Annotated in this window: 20 protein-coding genes; 11 read left to right on the top strand and 9 right to left on the bottom strand. The window is 70.6% G+C overall.

Features of this window, described 5'->3' with window-relative positions; all coding sequences use genetic code 11:
* The first annotated feature begins 9 nt into the window (after window positions 1-9).
* Together ABLI39_RS02735 and ybaK are read left to right on the top strand one after the other, a co-directional pair.
* A complete protein-coding gene (locus ABLI39_RS02735; RefSeq protein WP_349411832.1) occupies window positions 10-480 on the top strand; it encodes a SufE family protein in 471 nt (156 codons plus the stop codon).
* Window positions 481-488: 8 nt separating this feature from the next.
* Complete coding sequence (ybaK, locus tag ABLI39_RS02740; RefSeq protein ID WP_349411834.1) at window positions 489-986, top strand: Cys-tRNA(Pro) deacylase; 498 nt, start codon at window positions 489-491, stop codon at window positions 984-986.
* 4 nt (window positions 987-990) lie between these two features.
* Here ybaK and ABLI39_RS02745 read toward each other — a convergent pair whose 3' ends face one another.
* Window positions 991-2349: an alpha/beta hydrolase family protein gene (locus tag ABLI39_RS02745; protein WP_349411835.1), complete on the bottom strand. Its 1359-nt coding sequence runs from the start codon at window positions 2347-2349 to the stop codon at window positions 991-993.
* A 118-nt stretch (window positions 2350-2467) separates the two neighbouring features.
* Between ABLI39_RS02745 and ABLI39_RS02750 the strand changes: the two genes are divergently transcribed.
* The 9 genes from ABLI39_RS02750 to ABLI39_RS02790 all read left to right on the top strand — a co-directional run bounded on the left by ABLI39_RS02750 (window position 2468) and on the right by ABLI39_RS02790 (window position 12710).
* On the top strand, window positions 2468-2959 hold the full coding sequence (locus ABLI39_RS02750) for a hypothetical protein (RefSeq protein ID WP_349411836.1): 492 nt from the start codon (window positions 2468-2470) through the stop codon (window positions 2957-2959).
* 14 nt (window positions 2960-2973) lie between these two features.
* A complete protein-coding gene (gene msrB, locus ABLI39_RS02755) occupies window positions 2974-3516 on the top strand; it encodes a peptide-methionine (R)-S-oxide reductase MsrB (protein ID WP_349411838.1) in 543 nt (180 codons plus the stop codon).
* A 148-nt stretch (window positions 3517-3664) separates the two neighbouring features.
* Window positions 3665-5062: a DUF6421 family protein gene (locus ABLI39_RS02760; protein ID WP_349411839.1), complete on the top strand. Its 1398-nt coding sequence runs from the start codon at window positions 3665-3667 to the stop codon at window positions 5060-5062.
* Window positions 5059-5793, top strand: a complete 735-nt coding sequence (locus ABLI39_RS02765; RefSeq protein WP_349411840.1) for an SDR family NAD(P)-dependent oxidoreductase — start codon at window positions 5059-5061, stop codon at window positions 5791-5793. Before ABLI39_RS02760 ends, ABLI39_RS02765 begins: the two co-directional genes overlap by 4 nt.
* Window positions 5794-5828: 35 nt before the next feature.
* Window positions 5829-6932, top strand: a complete 1104-nt coding sequence (locus tag ABLI39_RS02770; protein WP_349411905.1) for a threonine aldolase family protein — start codon at window positions 5829-5831, stop codon at window positions 6930-6932.
* A 69-nt stretch (window positions 6933-7001) separates the two neighbouring features.
* Complete coding sequence (locus tag ABLI39_RS02775; protein ID WP_349411842.1) at window positions 7002-7646, top strand: DUF3000 domain-containing protein; 645 nt, start codon at window positions 7002-7004, stop codon at window positions 7644-7646.
* 63 nt (window positions 7647-7709) lie between these two features.
* Window positions 7710-9134, top strand: coding sequence for an HRDC domain-containing protein (locus tag ABLI39_RS02780; protein WP_349411843.1), 1425 nt, complete (start codon window positions 7710-7712; stop codon window positions 9132-9134).
* A gap of 139 nt (window positions 9135-9273) precedes the next feature.
* On the top strand, window positions 9274-10548 hold the full coding sequence (locus ABLI39_RS02785; RefSeq protein ID WP_349411844.1) for a thiolase family protein: 1275 nt from the start codon (window positions 9274-9276) through the stop codon (window positions 10546-10548).
* Window positions 10545-12710, top strand: a complete 2166-nt coding sequence (locus tag ABLI39_RS02790) for a 3-hydroxyacyl-CoA dehydrogenase NAD-binding domain-containing protein (RefSeq protein ID WP_349411845.1) — start codon at window positions 10545-10547, stop codon at window positions 12708-12710. Before ABLI39_RS02785 ends, ABLI39_RS02790 begins: the two co-directional genes overlap by 4 nt.
* A gap of 68 nt (window positions 12711-12778) precedes the next feature.
* Here ABLI39_RS02790 and ABLI39_RS02795 read toward each other — a convergent pair whose 3' ends face one another.
* The 8 genes from ABLI39_RS02795 to dxs all read right to left on the bottom strand — a co-directional run bounded on the left by ABLI39_RS02795 (window position 12779) and on the right by dxs (window position 21077).
* Window positions 12779-14287, bottom strand: a complete 1509-nt coding sequence (locus tag ABLI39_RS02795; RefSeq protein WP_349411846.1) for an ABC transporter ATP-binding protein — start codon at window positions 14285-14287, stop codon at window positions 12779-12781.
* Window positions 14284-15036 carry an energy-coupling factor transporter transmembrane component T gene (locus ABLI39_RS02800; protein WP_349411847.1) on the bottom strand — a complete coding sequence of 251 codons (753 nt, stop codon included), beginning with the start codon at window positions 15034-15036 and terminating at the stop codon, window positions 14284-14286. Before ABLI39_RS02800 ends, ABLI39_RS02795 begins: the two co-directional genes overlap by 4 nt.
* Before the next feature lie 18 nt (window positions 15037-15054).
* Complete coding sequence (locus tag ABLI39_RS02805; protein ID WP_349411848.1) at window positions 15055-15885, bottom strand: ECF transporter S component; 831 nt, start codon at window positions 15883-15885, stop codon at window positions 15055-15057.
* Window positions 15886-15984: 99 nt separating this feature from the next.
* Window positions 15985-17010, bottom strand: a complete 1026-nt coding sequence (locus ABLI39_RS02810; protein ID WP_502935179.1) for a nucleoside hydrolase — start codon at window positions 17008-17010, stop codon at window positions 15985-15987.
* 74 nt (window positions 17011-17084) lie between these two features.
* Window positions 17085-18062 (bottom strand): aldo/keto reductase, encoded by a 978-nt coding sequence (locus tag ABLI39_RS02815; RefSeq protein ID WP_349411849.1) that lies wholly within the window; start codon window positions 18060-18062, stop codon window positions 17085-17087.
* A 75-nt stretch (window positions 18063-18137) separates the two neighbouring features.
* Window positions 18138-18356 carry a helix-hairpin-helix domain-containing protein gene (locus ABLI39_RS02820; RefSeq protein ID WP_349411850.1) on the bottom strand — a complete coding sequence of 73 codons (219 nt, stop codon included), beginning with the start codon at window positions 18354-18356 and terminating at the stop codon, window positions 18138-18140.
* A 95-nt stretch (window positions 18357-18451) separates the two neighbouring features.
* The gene (locus ABLI39_RS02825) at window positions 18452-19009 is read right to left on the bottom strand and encodes a hypothetical protein (RefSeq protein ID WP_146337792.1); all 558 of its coding nucleotides are present in this window, start codon (window positions 19007-19009) and stop codon (window positions 18452-18454) included.
* Window positions 19010-19103: 94 nt separating this feature from the next.
* Window positions 19104-21077 carry a 1-deoxy-D-xylulose-5-phosphate synthase gene (gene dxs / locus ABLI39_RS02830; RefSeq protein ID WP_349411851.1) on the bottom strand — a complete coding sequence of 658 codons (1974 nt, stop codon included), beginning with the start codon at window positions 21075-21077 and terminating at the stop codon, window positions 19104-19106.
* Between the last annotated feature and the right edge of the window lie 10 nt (window positions 21078-21087).

Here is a 21087-nt window from a genome sequence, read left to right on the forward strand (position 1 = left end):
CTGGGAGCGATGACTACTTCTGCCCTGCCCCCCGCCCTGGCGGACATCGTTGACGATTTCCAGGCCCTCGAGGAAGCCGAGCGGCTGCAGCTGCTGCTGGAGTTTTCCCGCGAGCTGCCGGATCCGCCGGCCCGGCTCCAGGACCACCCGGAGCTGATGGAGCAGGTGGTTGAATGCCAGTCGCCGCTGTTCCTCACAATCGAGACGGAACCCGCCGGTGACGGGCAGCCCGACGGCGGCCCTGAGCGCGTGCGGCTGTTCTTCAAGGCCCCGCCGGAGGCACCCACCACCCGCGGCTTCGCCGGCGTGCTGCACGAGGGTCTCGACGGGCTGAGCCCGGCGGAGATCCTGGCCGTCCCGGACGACATGCCCGAACTCCTGGGCCTCACCCGGGCGATCACCCCGCTGCGGATGCGCGGCATGACGGCGATGCTCGGCCGGATCAAGCGCAAAGTCGTTGCCCTGCCGCAGCACGGCTAAGCAGCCCGGTGGCCCGTAAACAGGCGTCCCAGGGAACCCCGGCCACCGCGGCACTCGCGGCGGCCGGGGTTCCTTTCGTGGCGCACCCCTACAGCCACGACCCCGCCGCGGCCAGCTACGGCCTCGAGGCCGCCGAGATGCTTGGCATCGATCCGGCCCGGGTGTTCAAGACGCTGATGGTCGACGTCGACGGGCGCCTCGCCGTCGGCGTCGTGCCGGTCAGCGGAAACCTGGACCTGAAGGCGATGGCCGCCGCCCTGGGCGGCAAAAAGGCCGCCATGGCGGACCCCGCGACGGCGGAGCGCCGCACCGGCTACGTCCTCGGCGGCATTTCGCCGCTGGGACAGCGCCAGCCCTCCCCCACGGTGCTGGACGAGAGCGCGCTGGCGCTTGAGACCATCCTCGTGTCGGGCGGGCGCCGCGGCCTGGACCTGGAGCTCAGCCCGGCGGAGCTGGTCCGGCTGACCGGCGCCCGCACGGCCCGGATCGGCACCTCCCGAAGCTAGGGGCTTAGCCTGCCGGGGTTGGCCTGGGCGCCAGCTGCTGCCGGAGCCACGCGGTGACCAGGGACTCCCAGCGCTCGGGATCTACGTTCCATTCCTTGGTGTGCCGCGCCGTGCTGAACGTCTCGAACGTCACCATCTCCGGGTTCTTCTCGGCGAGGGCCGCGGACGGGCCGTAGGGGACGTATTCGTCGTCGACCGAGTGCAGGATCAGCGTTGGCGTCCGGAGCTCCACGGCACGGGACACCCAGTCCATCGCCTTGAGGTCCACCGGGGCGGCCAGCCCGGTGAGCCGGCGGCCCAGCCGGTGGCTCATCATCAGCTGCCCGTAGCGCCCGACGGCGGACGGGATCCGGTTCAGCTCGGCGTGGTGCGCCAGCACGTTGACCCAGTTGATCACCGGAGCGTCCAGCACCATCGCCCGGATCAGGTGGTGGTAGCGGGACAGGTCCGCCGTCTGCAGGCAGATCGCGCCGCCCATGGACCAGCCGAACAGCACCACTTCGCGGGCGCCCTGGTCGAGCGCGTAGGCGATCGCCGCCTCGACGTCGCGCCATTCGGTGGACCCCAGGCCGTACCGGCCGTCCTGCGCCGAGGGCGCCAGGCCGTCGTTGCGGTAGGAGATCAGCAGGCTGGACAGGCCCAGGTCGCGGGCCACCCGGACGGCCCGAAGGCCCTCCTGCCGGCTCGCGCCGCGCCCGTGCACCATGATCGCCCAGACGTCCGACGGCGGCGTTGCGCCCGCCGTCGCTGCCGGCATGTCCGCCGGCAGGCCAGCCTGCGGGGCGGCGCGGACCAGCCAGGCCGGCGCCGTGCCTCCGTCGACTTCGATCTGCACCTCTTCGGCCGGCAGCCCGAGGGCCGCGGGGTCAGGGTGCACGGCCCCGCTCCAGTAGCCGCGCCGCGCCGTCGTTAGGTCCCCGCTGTAAACGGCCTCGACCTCCCGCAGCACCGTCTGCTCGGCGGGCGAATAGGACAGGATCCGGCCGAGCCGGGCGTGCCCGCGGCCGCCGTCGAAGAAGAACCCGTAGACGCCCTCGACCGTTGAGTCCGGGGTCGCCTTGAGGATGACTTGCAGCTCGCGGCCGTCGCGGATCACCGCCAGCACTTCCTGGTCCTCCTCGCGGACCCGCACCGGCGTGATGACGCGCCGGGCGAAGTACAAGGCCAGCGCCGAGGAGCCCGCGGCGAGCAGGCCGGCCGCGGCGCTCCCGCCGATGATGCCGCCCACCGCCCACTTGGCGTTCCCGGCCGTCAGGGTCTCCGGCGCTCCGGTGTCCCGGAGGCCCGCCGGCAGGGCCCGGGGGGTCCTCCGGGCAGGGGGGATCCGGTGCGTTGGCGGGCGGAAGCGCAGGGTCGAGGCCATGGCACCATTCTTACCGAAGTCTTGGCCAACCCCGGCATCCGGCGCACCCGCGGCTCCGTCCGGCCGGGAGGGCGCCCCAATCCGTGCGGGGCGGTGGCCCTGGGGCTAGGCTGGGGGCATGAGCGACCCAATCGTCATCCTGACAGAAGAGCCCCTCGGCGCGGACGACCGCGTCAACATCGAAACCCTCGTGGCCGACGGCGATGCGCCGCTCGTGGTCCTGGTCCCGGCGAACACCGAGCGCCATTTGCTGGTGGACTTCCTGGAGAACCTGTCCATGCTGGAGATCGCCAAGGCCTTCCGCGAGCTGAGCACCAGGCACCCCGATCCGGCCGTGGAACGGGCGGCGGCCGCCGAAACCCTGGCGGCCTCCCTCGCCGCACTGGGCGGACTTGGCGGCGGCGTGACCGGCGAAATCGTCGAGGGCAAGGCCGTCGACGGCCTCGTCGCCAAGGTCAGGGAACTCAACGCAGGACAGGCCGTTGTGATCACCCGCCCGCACGCCGTCGCGGACACCTTCCACACCGACTGGGCCAACGAGGCCCAGGACAAGCTCGGCCTCCCGGTGCTGCATCTGTACGCCGGATCGGGATTTATCGGCGACTCCTGAGCGTTGTGGACGTCATGAGCATCTTCAGCAATAAGCCCAAGGTCCAGCCCGTCTCCTCCCCCGCCGGCGGGGATACCGCAGGGAACACCGCAGCGGCCCGTCAAACCGGCACTACCGCTGGGGGCCCGGTGGAAAAGACCGATCAGCAGTGGCGCGAGGAGCTGAGCCCGGAGGAATACCGGGTGCTGCGCCAGGCCGGGACCGAGCGGCCGTACACCGGCGAGTACTGGGACACCCACACCGAGGGCGTGTACCAGTGCCGGGCCTGCGGCACCGAGCTGTTCACCAGCCGGGAAAAATTCGATTCGCACTGCGGCTGGCCGTCCTTTTGGGCACCGCTGGCGGAGGGCACGGTGCGCTACATCCACGACCGCACCCTCGGGATGGAACGCATTGAGGTGCGCTGCGCGGCCTGTGATTCGCACCTGGGCCACGTATTCGAGGGCGAGGGCTACGGCACCCCTACGGACCAGCGCTACTGCATCAACTCCGTCTCCCTGAAGCTCGTCCCTGCGGCCTCCGGCGACACCGACGACTCCGCCAGCGCGGCCCGCTAGGCGGAGCCCCTGCCCGGCTGGAGCTGGATGCCACCCGTTGGCCCGCTTGCCTCAGACATTCTTATGCTCGACCCAATTTTGAGTTAGCACTTCTGTTTGCTTGCTACGCTCGCCGTAGACGTTCCAGCAACCAGAAAGGCGAGCAACGATGACCGTAACCGCCCTCACCCTCCCTGCCCGGATCACTGCCGATTCCCCGGAATGGCAGCAGCTCAAGGCCGCCGCGACCGCCCTGCAGGCCCTCCAGATCAAAGACGGTTCCGTGCCGGACGCCGCCGATCACGAGGCCGCGGCCCAGTTGGTCGCCACCATCACGGCGTCGGTTGACGCGCTGGCACCGTCCTTCCCGCACGATGCCCGCTACCTGGACCTCCTGGCCGTGGACTTCCAGCGCTGGGCAGACGGCGGCTTCGGAGTCCCCGACTTCCTGGACTCGCTCCAGGCCTTCCAGCCTCAGCAGCACCGCATCAACGGCCTGCAGCACCTCGTGGTCTTCCCGATGTACACCCAGAACGGCAGCAGCAACCGCCTGGTCGAAGCCGTGCTGATCGAGGTCGTCTGGCCCGAGTTCATCGCCGGCCTGGAGGCGGGCGATTACTCCAACAAGCTCTTCGTCCCGATCCGTTTCCTCGACTTCACCCCCGGCTACGACACCAACTCCGCGGTGCTCTTCCCGGAGACCGTGGCCGTCCGGGAGACACCCACCTTCACCTGGGGCGCCATCTTCGCCGACCGCGAGGCCGCCCGTTTCCGCCGGGTGCTCCGCGCCGCCGCGGACATCACCTCGCTGCAGCTTCCCGAGGATGCTGCGGGCCTGCTCGAGGACCAGGAGCTGACACAGGCGACGTTCGTTATGTGGGACCTCGTCCACGACCGCACCCACATGCGCGGCGACCTGCCGTTCGACCCCTTTATGATCAAGCAGCGCATGCCGTTCTTCCTGTACTCGCTCGAGGAACTCCGCTGCGACCTCACCGCCTTCCGCGAATCCGTGAAGATCGAAAAGGACGAGGACGCGGATCCGGAGGCCCGCCGGCACGCCAAGCTGGTCCAGTACGCCGTCATCTTCGACCGCATCTTCCGCTTCGCGATCACCGGCAGCCGGGTCCGCAACTATGACGGGCTCGGCGGCCAGCTGCTCTTCGCCTGGATGCACCAGCACCACGTGCTGCACTGGACCGACAGCAAGCTCAGCATCGGCTGGGACGAGGTTGCCGACGTCGTTATTGAACTCGGCGCCAAGATCGAGGAACTCTACTGGCGCTCGATCGACCGCCCCAAGACGGCGCACTGGCTGGCCGCCTACGAGCTGATCTCCAGCACCGTCACGCCCAACCCGGCCTCGGTCTGGGCCAAGGGGCCGGACGCCCTGCCGCTGGACGGGCCGCCGCGCGGCCTGACCGACCAGGTGCTCGACGACGAGTTCCCGCTCTCCATGTTCTACGAGGCGCTGGAGAAGAAGATGCGCACCGTGATCGAATCCACCGCCGGAATCACGGGCGCCTCCGACACCGGGACAGACACCGTTCCCATGAACGCCGGATGAGCGCCGGCCGCACACTGAGTGTGCTGGTCGCGGGCGGCAGCAGTCCTTCGGGGATCGCCGTCGCCCGCGCCCTGCGCAACGCCGGACACACCGTTTTCACTGTGGGCTCGGACCGGGCCCGGATCGAGGCCGCCGCGGCCGAAGCCGGCGACGGCGTGGTGCCGCTGGTTTGCGACCTCGCCGACCCGGCCGCGGTCCAGGACCTCCACTCAACACTTACGGAGCGGGCCGGGCGGGTCGACGGCGTGATCCACCTGGTGGGCGGCTGGCGCGGCGCGAAGGGCATCACGGACCAGAGCGACGAGGACTGGGACTTCCTGGAACGCAACGCCGTCACCACGCTCCGCAACGTCAGCCGGACCTTCTTCGACGACCTTGCCGCCTCGGACGCCGGGCGCCTGGCCATCGTCTCGTCCACCGCGGTGGCCAGCCCGACGGCGGGCGGCGCCAGCTATGCGGCGGCCAAGGCCGCCGCGGAGGCCTGGACCCTTGCGGTGGCCGACGGGTTCCGCCGCGGTCAGTCGGCACGCAAGGAGGACCCCGAAGAACAGCGCAGCGCCGCCGTGATCTTCGTGGTGAAGGCCCTCGTGGACGCGGGCATGCGCGCGAAGTCCCCGGAACGCACTTTCCCCGGCTTCACCGACATCGAAGACCTGGCCGCTGCCGCAGTCGGGCTCTTCACCGCCCCCGCCGCGGAACTGAACGGCCGGCGGCTGCCTCTTAGCCGGTAGGCCGGCACCTCTAGACTGAAAGTGTGAGTAACGAGATGACCAGCACGGTCGAAACAAACACAGTTGATACTGCCCCGGCCAGCACCATGGAGCGGCTCCACGACCCTTCGGTCCGCGGCTTCGCCTCGGACAACTATTCCGGGGTGCACCCGGAGGTGCTGGCGGCGCTGGCCGCCGCCAACGAGGGCCACCAGGTTTCCTACGGCGAGGACGACTACACCGCCCGGCTGCAGCAGCTGATGGAGGAGCACTTCGGGACCGGCATCGAATGCTTCCCGGTCTTCAACGGCACCGGTGCCAACGTGCTCTCGCTGCAGTCCCTGCTGCCGCGCTGGGGTGCCGTCATTTGCGCCTCGACCGCCCACATCAACATGGACGAAAACGGTGCCCCCGAGCGGATCGGCGGCATCAAGCTGCTCCAGGTGCCCACGGAGGACGGCAAGCTCACCCCCGCCCTGATCGACCAGGAAGCCTGGGGCTGGGGCGACGAGCACCGCGCCCAGCCGCTGGCCGTGTCCATCACCCAGACCACCGAACTCGGCACCTGCTACACGGCCGAGGAGGTCCGCGCCATCGCGGAGCATGTCCATTCCAAGGGCATGAAACTGCACATGGACGGCGCCCGGCTGGCCAACGCCGCCGCCCACCTGGGCGTGCCGCTGCGGGCCTTCACCCGCGACGCCGACGTGGACATCCTCTCCTTCGGCGGCACCAAGAACGGCCTGCTCTTCGGCGAGGTCGTGGTGGCCCTTAACCCCGACGCCGCCCACGGCTTGGTCTACCTGCGCAAGATGAACATGCAGCTGGCCTCCAAGATGCGGTTTATGTCCGCCCAGTTCATCGCCCTGCTCGAGGGTGACCTGTGGCTGCGGTCGGCCTCACACGCCAACGCGATGGCGGCCCGGCTGCGCGCCGGGGTCGAGTCGATCCCCGGCGTCGAGTTGAGCCAGGAGACCGAGTCCAACGGCGTTTTCGCCGTCCTCCCCGCCGGTGTGGCAGACCGGCTGCGGAAGTCCTTCCGCTTCTACGACTGGAACGAGGCGGCCCGCGAGGTCCGCTGGATGTGTTCCTTCGACACCACCGAGGAAGACGTTGATTCCTTTATTGCCGCGATCAAGCGCGAGCTCGCGGCCGGCTAACCGCCCGTCCGGCCCGGCAGGGCGGCGAGCCTGCCGGGCCGGGACGGCGCCCGTGCATACCCTGTCACTGTGAACGCCCTCGACCAGGTTCCGGCGGATTTCCTCTTCGCTTTGGGAACCCTTCGAAAAGCACGGTGCCGCAGCGAGTTGCGCCTCGACGAGATCCCGGCGCCCGGCCGGCTCGCGCCCTTCGCTGTCGCGCTCGGCGCGGAAGTCGTCGTCCCGGGCGACGGCGCGTCCGGGGCGGTCCACGGTCCGGCGGCCGCCGCGCTGGCCCCCGCGGCCGGCAGCGACGACGTCGAACTCGCCACCGGCCGCTTTATCCTCCTGCACGACCCGGACGGCTCCGCGGTCTGGGACGGCGAATTCCGGGTCGTCACCTACATCCGCGCCCAGCTGGAACCGGACATGGGCAACGACGAGATGCTCGGTTCCGTCGCCTGGACCTGGCTGGTGGAAGCACTGGAGAACCACCAGGCCGACTACCGTTCCGCCGGCGGCACAGCCACCCGGGTGCTCTCCGAGAGCTTCGGCACGCTGGCGGACCGGCCCGGAACCATCGACATCGAACTGCGTGCCTCCTGGACTCCGGCCGGCCGCGATATCACCGCGCATCTGGAGGCTTGGTCGGACATGGTCTGCACGTTTGCCGGTCTGCCGCCGCTGCCTGACGGCGTCTCTGCGCTGCCGCGCCGGCGTCCGCGGCGGGCATGACCGGGCCCGGCCAGGCACCGCTTCGGCCTGCAACAATGGCGATGTCGGTAAACTGGAGTCATCATGACCCCTCATAATCCGGAAATCACCACCGCGGGCGCAGCCACCAACACAGCCGCAGCCACCGACTCTGCCGCCAGCACCGCCACGAACCCTCCCGCCGGCGCAGCGCAGGCTGCGGACACGGCAACCCACATCACGGTGGAAGGCTTCGACAGCCTGGTCCCCGAGGTCATTGACCTCGACGCACCGCGTGACGGCGTCCCGCTCGTCATCGAAACCCGGGCAGGACTGGAACGCTGCGCGGCAGCCTTGGCCGCGGGCCACGGCCCCGCGGGGGTCGACGCCGAACGGGCATCCGGATTCCGTTACGGCCAGCGCGCTTTCCTGGTCCAGATCCGCCGCGAAGGCGCCGGCACCTGGCTGATCGACCCGGAGCCGTTCGGTGACCTCAGCATCATCAACGACGCACTGCGCGGCGTCGAATGGATCCTGCACGCCGCCAGCCAGGACCTCCCCTGCCTCTCCGAACTCGGCATGTGGCCGGACAAACTCTTCGACACCGAGCTCGCCGCCCGGCTGGCCGGCCTGCCCCGGGTGGGCCTCGCCGCCGTGATCGAACAGCTCCTCGGCTTCGGACTGGCCAAGGAGCACTCCGCGGCCGACTGGTCCACCCGGCCGCTGCCCGAACCCTGGCTGCGCTACGCCGCGCTCGACGTCGAGGTCCTCACCGAACTGCGCGAGGAGCTGATCGAACTCCTCACCGCGGACGGCAAACTCGAGTACGCCGAGCAGGAATTCGCCGCGATCCTCGAGGCCGGCAAGGCCCCGCCGCGCGTCGACCCGTGGCGCAAAACCTCCGGGCTGCACCAGATCCGCGACCGCCGCCAGCTCGCGGCCGTCCGCGAACTCTGGCTGGAGCGCGACTCGCTCGCCCAGAAGCGCGACGTCGCCCCCGGCCGGCTGATCCCCGACTCCTCCCTCGTGGCCGCCGCGAAGGCCATGCCCAGCACCGTCCCGCAGCTGCTCGGCACCAAGGGCTTCCACGGCCGCGCCGCGCAGCGCGAGGCCCCGCGCTGGCTGCGCTGCATCAGCACCGCCCGCAGCCTCGAGGAACTGCCGCCGCTGCACCTTCCCACCAACGCTCCCCCGCCGCCGCGCGTCTGGGCCGACCGGGACCCGGAAGCCGCGGCACGCCTCGCCACCGCCAGGCCCCTGCTGCAGGCCCGGGCCGAGGAGCTGAACCTGCCGGTGGAGAACCTCCTCACCCCCGACTTCCTGCGCCGTGTGGCCTGGCGCCCGCCGGCGGAAATCAGTGAGGAAGGCATCGCCGAGGAGCTGCAGAACCTCGGTGCCCGCCAATGGCAGATCCAGCTCACCGCCCCGCTGATCGCCGAGGCGTTCCTGTACCCGCAGCCGCTGCCGCCGAAAGAGGCCAAGGCAGCCGCCCCGGGAACAGCCGACGCCCCGTCCGAAGCCGTTTCCTGACCCGCCGGCTCCGTCTCCTTGCCAGCTAAGTTACTGATGAGTAACATAGCTGGTGATGCCGCCTGGATCATTCCAGCCCGTCCTGCCCCCTTGGGCGCGCGCAACGATCCGGCACCCATGTCTCAATGAGGAGTAAAACGTGAGCCAAGCCAGCAGCGCCCAGCCGGCCACCGGAAGAAGGACCACTGTCCGCGACGTCGTTTTCGTCGACGGCGTCCGCACCCCGTTCGGCCGCGCCGGCGAGAAGGGCATTTACGCCGGAACCCGTGCCGATGACCTTGTGGTCAAATGCATCCGCGAACTCATGCGCCGCAACCCCTCCCTGCCGGCCGAGCGGATCGACGAGGTGGCCATCGCCGCCACCACCCAGACCGGCGACCAGGGCCTGACCATCGGCCGCACCGCGGCCCTGCTGGCCGGGCTGCCGCGCACCGTTCCCGGGTTCGCGATCGACCGGATGTGCGCCGGCGCCATGACCGCCGTCACCACGACGGCGAGCGGCATCGGCTTCGGCGCATACGACGTCGTGATCGCCGGCGGCGTCGAACACATGGGCAACCACCCGATGGGCGCCGGCGCGGACCCGAACCCGCGGTTTATGTCCGAGCGGATTGTGGATCCCGCGGCCCTGAACATGGGCAACACGGCCGAGAACCTGCACGACCGCTTCCCGGCCATCACCAAGGAGCGCACGGACGCCTACGCCGTGGCCTCCCAGGACAAGCTGGCCGCGGCCTACGCCAAGGAGCAGATCCAGCCGGACCTGGTCCCGGTGGCCACCATGAAGCCCGGCCAGGGCTGGACCGTCAACACCGTGGACGAGCCTCCGCGCCCGGGCACCTCGGTGGAGGACCTCGCCGCGCTGCGCACCCCGTTCCGCGCGCACGGCCGCGTCACCGCCGGCAACGCCGCCGGCCTCAACGACGGCGCCACCGCCGCGCTGCTGGCCTCGGCCGACGCCGCCGAGGAACTCGGCCTGCCGGTCAAGATGCGCCTGGTCAGCTACGCCTTCGCCGGCGTCGAACCCGAGGTCATGGGCATCGGCCCGGTCCCGGCCACCGAGAAAGCGCTCAAGAACGCCGGCCTCGGCATCGGGGACATCGGCCTGTTTGAGATCAACGAGGCCTTCGCCGTCCAGGTACTCAGCTTCCTGGACCACTTCGGCATCGCCGACGACGACCCCCGGGTCAACCGCTACGGCGGCGCGATCGCCGTCGGCCACCCGCTGGCCTCCTCCGGCGTGCGGCTGATGAACCAGCTGGCCCGGCAGTTCGAGGAGGACCACAGCGTCCGCTTCGGCATGACCACCATGTGCATCGGCCTGGGCATGGGCGCCACCGTCATCTGGGAAAACCCGCACCACGCCGACTACGGCACCGAGTACACCACCACCGAGACTGGAGCCGCAGCATGAGCGCCGCCGATTTCCGCAAACTCGCCGAACTCTTCCCGGGCGAGACCGTGACCCACTCCTACGTCCAGGACATCCAGCTGCCCGCCGTCAACGGCACCAGCCCCGGCACCTTCGCGCTGGTCACGCTGGACAACGGCCTGGACCACTCCAAGCCCACCACGCTGGGCCCGAACACCCTGATCGAGCTCGGCACCGTGCTGGAAGGGCTGCGGGAGCGTGCCGCGCGCGGCGAGATCGTCGGCGTCGGCGTGACCGGCAAGCCCTATTTCCTGGTCGCCGGTGCGGACCTGTCCACGGTCAAGTCCGTCAGCGGCCGCGAGCAGGGCCTCTGGATGGCCCAGCTCGGCCACGACGTCTACTCCACCCTGGCCAACCTCGGTGTCCCCAGCTTCGCGTTCATCAACGGCCTGGCCCTGGGCGGCGGGCTGGAGATCGCCCTGCAGTCCACCTACCGCACCGTCTCCACCGGGGCCGGCGCGCTGGCCCTGCCGGAGGCGTTCATCGGGCTGATCCCGGGCTGGGGCGGGGTCTACATCCTGCCGCGGCTCATCGGGCCCGAGAACGCCGTCAAGGTCATGATCGAAAACCCGCTGAGCAACAACCGCACCCTGACCGGCCCGCAGGCCTACGGCCTCGGCGTCGCGGACGCCATCTTCGAGCCCGCCGACTTCGTCGAGCAGTCCGTCGCCTGGGCCGCCCGGGTGATCGCCGGTGCCGAGACCCCGGCACGGGCCAACGCCGTCGATGCCGCCGCGCCCGACGTCGCCGAGCGCTGGGCGGCCGCCGTGGCCGCCGGCCGCGCCTTCGTCGAAGCCAAGACCTCCAACGCCTCCCCCGCCCCGGCCAAGGTGCTGGACGTGATGGAAGCCAACCGGACCCTCACCCAGGCGGAGTCGGCGGAGCTCGAGTGCCAGACCCTCGCGGACCTGATGCAGACCGACGAGTTCCGCTCCACCGTGTACGCCTTCCTGGACCTGGTGCAGCGCCGCTCCAAGCGCCCCGCGGGCGCCCCGGACCGCAAGCTCGCGCGCCCGGTCACGAAGATCGGCGTCGTCGGCGCCGGCCTGATGGCCAGCCAGCTCGCGCTGCTCTTCGCCCGCCAGCTCAAGGTGCCGGTGGTCATGACCGACATCGACCAGGCCCGCGTGGACAAGGGCGTGGACTACGTGCACGCCGAGGTGGACAAGCTGCTGGCGAAGAAGCGGATCAGCCCGGACGCCGCCAACCGGACCAAGGCCCTGGTCAGCGGCTCGGTGTCCAAGGAAGCCTTCGCGGACGCCGACTTTGTGATCGAGGCCGTGTTCGAGGAGCTCAACGTCAAAAAGCAGGTGTTCAAGGAGGTCGAGGCGATCGTCTCGCCCGAGTGCATCCTGGCGACCAACACCTCCTCGCTGTCCGTCACCGCCATGGCCGAGGACCTGCAGAACCCCGAGCGGCTGGTCGGTTTCCACTTCTTCAACCCGGTGGCCGTGATGCCGCTGCTGGAGATCGTCCGGGCGCCGAAAACCGACGACGCTGTGCTGGCCACCGCCTTCGAACTGGCCAAGGGCCTGAAGAAGTCCGCGGTGCTGGTCAAGGACGCCGCCGCGTTTGTGGTCAACCGGCTCCTGCTGCGCCTGATGGGCGAGGTCACCGCGGCCTTCGACGAGGGCACCCCGGCCGAGGTGGCGGACAACGCGCTGCGCCCCATGGGCCTGCCGATGACACCGTTCACCCTCGGCGCCATGGTGGGGCTGCCGGTCGCGCAGCACGTCCAGGAATCCCTGCACGCCGCCTTCGGGGACCGTTTCACGGTGTCGAAGAACCTGCAGGTGCTGATCGACAACGGCATCAAGTCGCTCTGGGACCCGGCCTCCGTCAAGGCCGGCAAGCCCGAGATCCCGGCCGAAACCCTAGCGCTGCTGTCCTTCGGCGATTCGCCGTCCACCGCGGAGGAAGTGCTGCGCCGCACGCAGGACGCCCTCGCCGAGGAAATCGGCCTGATGCTGGCCGAAGGTGTGGTCGCCGGGCCGGAGGACATCGACCTCTGCATGATCCTCGGCGCCGGCTGGCCGATGTTCCTTGGCGGCATCACCCCGTACCTGGACCGGGTGGGCGCCTCCGAGCGGGTCAACGGCAAGAAGTTCCTCGCACCGGGCGTGGCCTCCGAACCGGCCGCCTGAGCCGCCGGCTTCCCAGCCAAAGCGCCGCCGTCCCCGCCGTAAGGCAGGGGCGGCGGCGCTTTTTTGCGTCAGACTTCCCGCAGGCTCCCGCCGTCGAGCGCGAGGACGCGGTGGGCGCTGGCTTTGGCGTAGGCGAGGTCGTGGGTGACCATCACGACGCCGGCGCCGCGCGCTGCCGCGGCGGCCACGGCGTCGGCGAGGTGTTCGAGGCCGTGCCGGTCCAGTCCCACGGTGGGCTCATCCAGGGCCAGGAGGGCCGGCCTGCGGGCGAGCACCGTGGCCAGGGCCAGCAGCCGCTGCCGGGAGGAGGGCAGCTCGGCCGGGTGGTCCTGCGCAGCTTCGGAGAGCCCGACGGCGGCCAGCGCCTCGAGCGCCCGCCCGGGCGCCTCGGCGCCCGCCAGCCGGCGCAGTCCGAAGCCGACCTCCCGCAGCACCGTCCGTTCAAAGAGCTGCTCGCGCGGCTGCTGGAAGAGCAGGCCGACCGAGGCGGCGGTGTGTCCCGCCGGGGTCCGGCCAATGCTTCGTCCCAGCACCCGCACCTCGCCGGCGTGCGGCCGGAGCAGTCCGTTGAAGTGGCGCAGCAGCGTGGATTTTCCGGCGCCGTTGGGGCCGGTGATCGCGACAACTTCCCCCGGACGGACGGTGAGGTCCAGGTTCCGCAGCAACCCGTTGGTCCGGTAGCCGAAGCCGATTCCCCGCAGTTCGAGGACCGGCGCTGCGGCGTTTGCCGGGGCCGCGGTCAGTGTCCGCAGCACTGCGGCGGCGGCGCTCTCCGGCACGACGCCGGCGTCACGCAGGTGGGGGCCCGCGGCCAGTTCGGCGGGTGCGCCTTCCACCGTCGCCGTGCCGCCGTCCAGTACCAGCCAGTGCCCGGCGCGCCGGGCCAGGGAATCCGCGGACTGGCTCAACAACACGACGGCGGTGCCGGCGTCGACCAGCTGCTCCACCAGCGTCCGGAGCCGGCCGGCGCCGGCGGCATCGAGGGAGGCCAGCGGTTCGTCGAGGACCAGCACCTCCGGTTCGGCGATGACCGCGCACGCAACCGCCAGCCGGCGCAGCTCGCCGCCGGAAAGCTCGGCCGGGTTCCGTTCCATCAGCCCGGACAGGCCCGTCAGTTCCGCGGTCCGGGCCACCCGCCGCAGCATCTCCAGGCGCGGCACGCCCCGGTTCTCGAGGCCGAAGGCGAGTTCCTCGGCGACGGTGGAGCGCACCGTGGAGAGCATGGTGGCGGCATCCTGGGGCACGTAGCCCACCCTGCCGGACCAGGCGGCCGGGTCGATCCGGGGGTCGCCGCCGGCGCCGGCGAACTCCAGCGCGTCCGCGCCGAGCGCCAGGCTGCCGCGCAGGACCCCGGAGTGGCCGGCCCGCAGCCAGCCGGCGAGGACCTTGCCGAGCGTGGTTTTGCCGCTTCCGGAGCCACCCAGCACCGCGGTCAGGGAACCGGGCTGCACGCAGAGCCGCACGTTCCGCAGCGCCTCCCGGTTGTCGCCGTGGAAGCTGAAGCTGTCGATCCGTGCGGCGGCCGCCGGTAACGCCGGGGTCGCGCGTCCGGCCGCGTTTACGCCGGCCCCCTTCATGCCGTCACCGCCGCCGGCCAGGCCGTGACGAGCCGCAGCACAACGGCGGCCGCGGCGAGCAGGAGCGCCGCGGCACGGAAGATCCGCTGCCCGGGCGGGCCCTGCAGCTGCCGGTAGCTGGTCCGCGGACCCGGCGCGCCGAAACCGCGCGCGTCGAGGGCCTGCGCCCGGACCCCGGCGTCCTCGATCAGCCCCAGCACCAGCGGCACCGCCTGCAGCCGGGCCGCGGCCAGCCGCGACAGCAGCCCGCGCCGGACCACCAGGCCGCGCGCCTCCTGCGCCTGCCGGATCCGCTCCAGCCGGCCGGCCATGGCCGGGACCAGGGTAAGCGTGGAGGCGAGGACAAAGCTGAATTGCGGCGGGATCCGCCGCGCGGCCAGTGCTGCCAGGAGATCCGGGACGCTGACGGTGAAGGAGAACAGCAGGAGCACCAGGACGGACGCGGCCGTCCTGGACGCCAGCTCCAGGGCCAGGCCGAGCCCCTCGGCCGTCACGCGGGCCGGACCCCACTGCGCCAGCACCGTGTGGCCTTCAGGGAAGAACAGTCCGTGCAGCACCAGCAGGGACAGGCACAGCGGCACCAGGATGACCCCGGCCGCCGCCAGCACCCGCGGCCCCGCACCCGCGCGGAAGGCGAACAACACGGCGGCCAGGGCCACTGCGAGGGACAGCGGCCAGCTGCCGGCCGCCGTCGTGATGACCGCGGCGCAACCGGCCGCCGTCAGGGCCGTCAGCGGGTGCAGGCGCACGGTCCTAGGCAACTGGTCCTAGGCGGCGGGGGCCGCCGGGGCCTTGCCGGCGAGCACCCGGAAGCGGCGGACGAAGGCGAACTGGAACGTGGTGCGCCGCGGCAGGGCGTAGGCCAGCAGGGCGGCGATGGTGAAGACGATCGCCTTGTCCATCGGGTCCGAGATGAGGGCCTGCTTGGTGATCGCGGCCAGCAGGGTGTCGCCCATGGCGCGGAAGGCGCTGACGACGGCGCCGGTGCCCAGGCCGGCGGTTCCGCCGTAGACGAAGGCCGCAATCGGGGCGGACACAACGCCGGCCAGGATGCCGGTGAGGAAGCCGGCCACCGGGGCCAGGTAGAAGCGGCGGAACAGGCCGCCGCGGGCGGCGAGTCCGGCGAGGAAGCCGATCAGGGCCGCGCCGGCGGCGAAGGGCAGCACGGTGGGGTTGAAGAAGGACCAGACGATGCTACCGAGCACGCCGGTGGCGGCGCCGGCGGCCGGGCCGGCCAGGACGGCGATCAGGACCGTGCCGATCGCGTCGAGGTAGAACGGCAGGCCGGTGCTGCCCATCAACTGGCCGAGCACCACGTTGAGCACAATCGCCACGGGCATCAGGACCAGGGTGGACGTGGGGAGCACGGGCAGCACGGCGACCAGCAGCAGCACCGCGCCGAGCAGGAAGCCGCCGAGGGCGACGAGGGCGGAGAAGCTGGCCAGGCCGTCGGCGAGTTCCACCGGCTGGGTGAGGACCAGGAAGACGTAGGTGGCGGCGATGGCCGCGGCGCCTGCGATCTCGAGCAGCCGGCGGCGGCGCGGGGCTGTTCCGGGCCGGGCGTCGGCATCGGGGAGGGTCAGGGGCTGCTGTGACATGGGAAGGGTCCTTCGGCGTGGGTTTGGAACGTCCGCCTCATGTCACCTCGGCGCAGCTATCATCTTAGCGACCCTGCGCACCGCCGGGAACACTGCCGGCTATTGTGCCGCCAGGGACCGGTCCAGCGACCGGGCCAGGGCGCCCACCGAGGAAATGAGTTCGTCGAAGCACTGGCCCGGATCGTTGCCGGTGACGATCCTGGCGTTCGGCGGCAGGTCCCAGAGTCCGCGGAAGTCCGCCACCGTGGTGCCAACCAGCAGCGGCGAGACGGTTTCGACGTCGACCGTGGCCAGCCGGGCGGTGAACGGGGTGCGTGCGACGGCGGCGCAGGCGGCGAAGGCGTCGTGCATGTGTGCCACGTAGCCCTGGTCGTAGTGCCGGTGGAACTCCATGTAGAACCGGATCGCGTCGGACAGGCAGGCCACGAGCGGGCTGCTGGAGGTGCTGCGGAGGCCCTCCGGCTGCTCCGGCAGGACGAGTTCCGGTCCGGCCCCGGCGGCCTCCCCGAGGCGCCGCAGGTGCTCGGGAAGCATCTCGATCCGCTCCGTTGTTTCGAGCGCGCACACCAGCGGCAGTTTGTCTTCGGGCAGACCGCGGTAGGCCTCGTAGACCTCCTTGGCGGCGTGCGGGTCCACCGAGGTGTTCCACTCCGCCGTCGGCGTGGTGTTGCCTTGGTAGTAGAAGCTGCCGCCCATGATGACGAGTCCCTTGAGCAGCCGCGGCAGGTCCGGTTCGCGGCGCAGGGCGACGGCGAAGTTGGTCAGCGGCCCGGTGATCAGCCCGGTGATCTCCCCCGGATGCGCCCGGACTTCCTCCACCCAGACGTCGACGGCGTGGCGCGGGGAGATCTGCTGGGCGGGGGCGGGCAGCTCGGCGTAGCCGATCCCCTGCGGCCCGTGGGTTTCTTCGGTGGTGACCAGCGGGATTTCCAGCGGGACCTCGGCGCCGACAGCCACCTCGATCCCCTGCCGGCCGCACAGCTCCAGCAGGGACAGGCTGTTCCGCGCCACCTGGTGCGCCCCGACGTTGCCCGCGGTGCAGGTGATGGCCTGCAGGTGGACGTCGGGCCGTGACAGCAGGTAGACGATGGCCAAGGCGTCGTCGATGCCGGTATCGACATCCATCAGGATCCGCTGCACGGCGGCGTCGGTCTCAGGCACGGGTGCGCTCAACATAGTTCGGCTCGGATCAGTGCTACTCAGAACAGTGCGACCTTCGGCGTGCGCGGGAAGATCTCATCAAGTTCGGCGAGCTCCTTGGCATCCGGGACCCAGGCGACGGCCTCGGCGTTCTGCCGGACCTGCTCGGGCCGGGTGGCGCCCGCGATCACGCTGCTGACCGAGGGCTGGGCGGCGAGCCAGGAGAAGGCCACCTGGATCTCGGTCAGGCCCCGCTCGGCGGCGAAGGCGGAGAACGCGTCCAGCTGCTTCCAGTCGGCGTCGTGGACCAGGTTGGTGCGCGTGTGGCTCAGGCGCGATCCCTCCGGCGCCTGCCCAGCAGAGTACTTGCCCGTGAGCAGTCCGTTGGCCAGCGGGAAGTAGGGCAGCACGCCCAGGCCGTAGGCTTCGGCCGCCGGGGTGACCTCCAGCTCGGCGCGACGGTCCAGCAGGTTGTAGTGGTTCTGGCTGGAGATGAAGCGTTCGCCGCCTTGGGCGCGGGCCACGAATTCGGCCTCGGCGATCTGCCAGCCGGCCCGGTTGGAGTGGCCGATGTAGCGGACTTTGCCGCTGGCCACGAGCTCCTCGAGGGCCGCGAGGGTCTCGTCGATGGGCGTGAGCGGGTCCGGCGTGTGGAACTGGTACAGGTCGATCCAGTCGGTTCCGAGCCGGCGCAGGGACGCCTCGGCGGCCTTGACGATGTAGCGGCGGGATCCCCGGGCGCCGAAGTCGTTGCCGTTGGTCCCGCGCATGTCCATTCCGAACTTGGTGCCGATCACGGCGTCGCCGCGGCGGGACCCGAGCGCCTTGCCGAGCATCGTTTCGCTGAGCCCGGGCTCCCGGCCGTAGGCGTCCGCGACGTCGAAGAAGGTAATGCCGGCGTCCAGGGCCGCATGCACGACGGCGTCGGTCCCCTCGTGCGTCTCAGTGGCGGTATTGGCCCGGCCCAGGTTGTTGCAGCCAAGTCCCACGACGGAGACAGTCAGTCCGGAATTTCCTACGCGGCGGTATTCAGTCATGGGATTCAGCCTATAACGGCCGACGGCGCCACCGCGGCAGCCGCACGCGGTCTCCCGATGCTGGACCCCTGCCCCCTACCCTGCGGGCAGTTCCAGTCCGCGTTCGTCCAGGGCATCCTCAAGCTGGGCCAGGGTGCGAGGGCAGACCCCCGGCATCCCGGCAAGCCGGCGCCGGCCAAGCTGCACGAGGTGTTCGAGGGTTTCAACTCCCGCGTGCGCCAGGGACTTGCGGGCCGGGGCCGCCAGTCCGGCGGGAAGCGGGGTGCTGCCGGGTCGAGGGGTTTTGCGCGTCATTGCGTTGCCTTCCTGTCGCTTGCCCCCAAAACTGATGTGAGCCGTGCCCGGCTCCCCGCAGGTACTGTCCGGGCCGTGGGTGGCGGGCCCGGCGCCTAGAGCGTGAAGCTGTTGGCCGGTTTGGCCGAGTGCTTCAGTTTGAAGTCCGTCCCGCCGAACGGTGCGGCACCGATGCTGAGCTTGGTGAAGTCCAGGTCCTCGCCGCGGATGCAGACCTTGATCGCGTTGACCGTCTTGTTGACCTCCGGGGTGAGGCAAAAGATGTTGAGTTTGGCGTCGGAGAATTCGGAGCGGTCCACCACGCCGAGGCCGCGCCAGGCGAGGTGGCTGATCAGGGCGTCCTTGGCCTTCTCCTCGAGGTAGCGGTCGCGGCTGGTGCCGTCCTTGGTCTTGAGCGCGTACTGCGCCACCACCCAGAACTGCTCCTCGTCCGGGATCTCGGCGTAGCCGTCCTCGGTGCACTGCGCGGCGAAGGCCTCCATCAGGCCCTCCCCCGCGGCGGCGTCGGCGGCCTCGGTCTCCTCGGTGGTGCTCTGGTGCCCGACGACGCCGTGGTTCATCACGAACTCGTGGTACTCCTCGTCGATCCAGGCTTCCCTGAAGTGCAGGACTCCCTCGTCATCGCGCTTGTACACGCGGATAATGCCGCTCATGGCTGTCCCTTCGTAAACCGTCCGCGGCAGGTGCCGTCGAAGGGTGCTTGTTGTGCCTTGACGGCGTGGTCGTTCCGGCCCAACGTCGGGACCCTCACAGGATCGGCAGGCTGCCGGTGCTGGGGTGCTCCTGACCGGGCAGCGGCCGCGCGAACGGCACCTTGGTCCCGAGGACCTGGGCGACGACGTCGTGGGTGATCTGCTGGGCCGTCAGTCCGACGCGCTCCAGCACCTGGCTGCGGCTCCCGTGGTCCAGGAACTCCACCGGCAGGCCCACCTCGTTGAGCGCGGTGTCCACCCCGGCGGCCCGCATTTCCTGCCGGATCCGGGAGCCGACTCCGCCGGCCCGGACGCCGTCCTCGATGCAGATCACGAGGCGGTGATGCGAGGCGAGGGCGATAACGGACTTGGGCACCGGCAGGACCCAGCGCGGGTCCACCACAGTGGAGCTGATGCCTTGGGCGCCGAGGCGGTTGGAGACGTCGAGAGCCAGCTCGGACATGGCGCCGACGCTGACGATCAGGACGTCGTTGTCGCTGGACCCGGCGGGCCGCCGGGCCAGCACGTCGACGCCGTCGCTGAGGCGTTCGAGCGCTTCCACTTCGGCGCCGACCGTGCCCTTGGAGTAGCGGATCACGGTGGGGGCGTCCTCGACGGCGACCGCCTCGCGCAGTTCCTCGCGCAGCCGGGTGGCGTCGCGGGGCGCGGCCAGGTGCAGGCCGGGGACGATCTGCACCATGGCCATGTCCCACATGCCGTGGTGGCTGGCGCCGTCTGGCCCGGTGACCCCGGCCCGGTCCAGCACCACGGTCACGCCGGCTTTGTGCAGCGCCACGTCCATCAGCAGCTGGTCGAAGGCACGGTTCAGGAAGGTCGCGTACACCGCCACGACGGGGTGCAGGCCGCCGAAGGCCATGCCCGCCGCGGAGGTGAGGGCGTGCTGCTCGGCGATGCCGACGTCGAACACCCGGTCCGGGTGGCGGGCGGCGAACTTGTGCAGCCCCACCGGGATCAGCATGGCGCCGGTGATTCCGACGATGTCCTTGCGCTCGTCGGCGATGTCGGCGATCTCATCGGCGAACACGGAGGTCCAGGACTTCGCGCCGCCGGCCTCGGTGGGTTCGCCGGTTTCCGGGTCGATGATCCCGACGGCGTGGAACTGGTCCGCCTCGTGAGCCCGGGCCGGCGCATAGCCGTGGCCCTTCTCGGTCATGGCGTGGACGATCACGGGGCCGGCGTAGTTCTTGGCCGTGGACAGCGCGTTCTCCATGGCCTGGAGGTTGTGGCCGTCCACCGGGCCGATGTACTTCATTCCGAGGTCCTCGAACATGCCCTGCGGCGCCCACCAGTCCTTGATGCCCTTTTTCATGGCATGCAGGCTCTTGTAGGTGAACTGTCCCACGGGGCCGCCGCTCTGCAGCCGCTTCTTCCACCAGTCGAGGGCGCCTTCGTAGGCGGGCGCGGCGCGGAGTGAATCGATCGTGGGGCGCAGCGAGGCGAGGTAGTCGGCGACGCCGCCGACGGTCGGGGCGTAGGAGCGGCCGTTGTCGTTGACCACGATCACCACACGTCGCTTCTTGTCCGCGGCGATGTTGTTGATGGCCTCCCAGGCCATGCCGCCGGTCAGGGCGCCGTCACCGACGACGGCGATCACGTACCGGTCGCCGTCGCCGGTCAGCCGCCGGGCGCGGGAGATGCCGTCGGCCCAGGACAGCGAGGAGGAGGCGTGCGAGCTTTCGACGATGTCGTGCTCGGATTCGCCGCGGTCCGGGTAGCCGGAGAGCCCGCCCTGCTGGCGGAGCGTGCTGAAGTCCTGGCGGCCGGTGAGGAGCTTGTGCACGTAGGACTGGTGGCCGGTGTCGAAGACGATGCTGTCGCGGGGGGAATCGAAGATCCGGTGCACCGCGATGGTGAGTTCAACGACGCCGAGGTTCGGCCCGAGGTGGCCTCCCGTCTGGGAAACGTTGCCGATCAGGAACTCCCTGACCTCGGCTGCCAGCTGCTCCAGCTGCGCCTCGGACAATTTGTTCAGGTCCTGCGGACTCCGGATGGTCTCCAAGATTCCCAACGGCCCCTCC

It is taken from the genome of Pseudarthrobacter sp. B907 (assembly GCF_040137805.1).
Classification (GTDB): domain Bacteria; phylum Actinomycetota; class Actinomycetes; order Actinomycetales; family Micrococcaceae; genus Arthrobacter.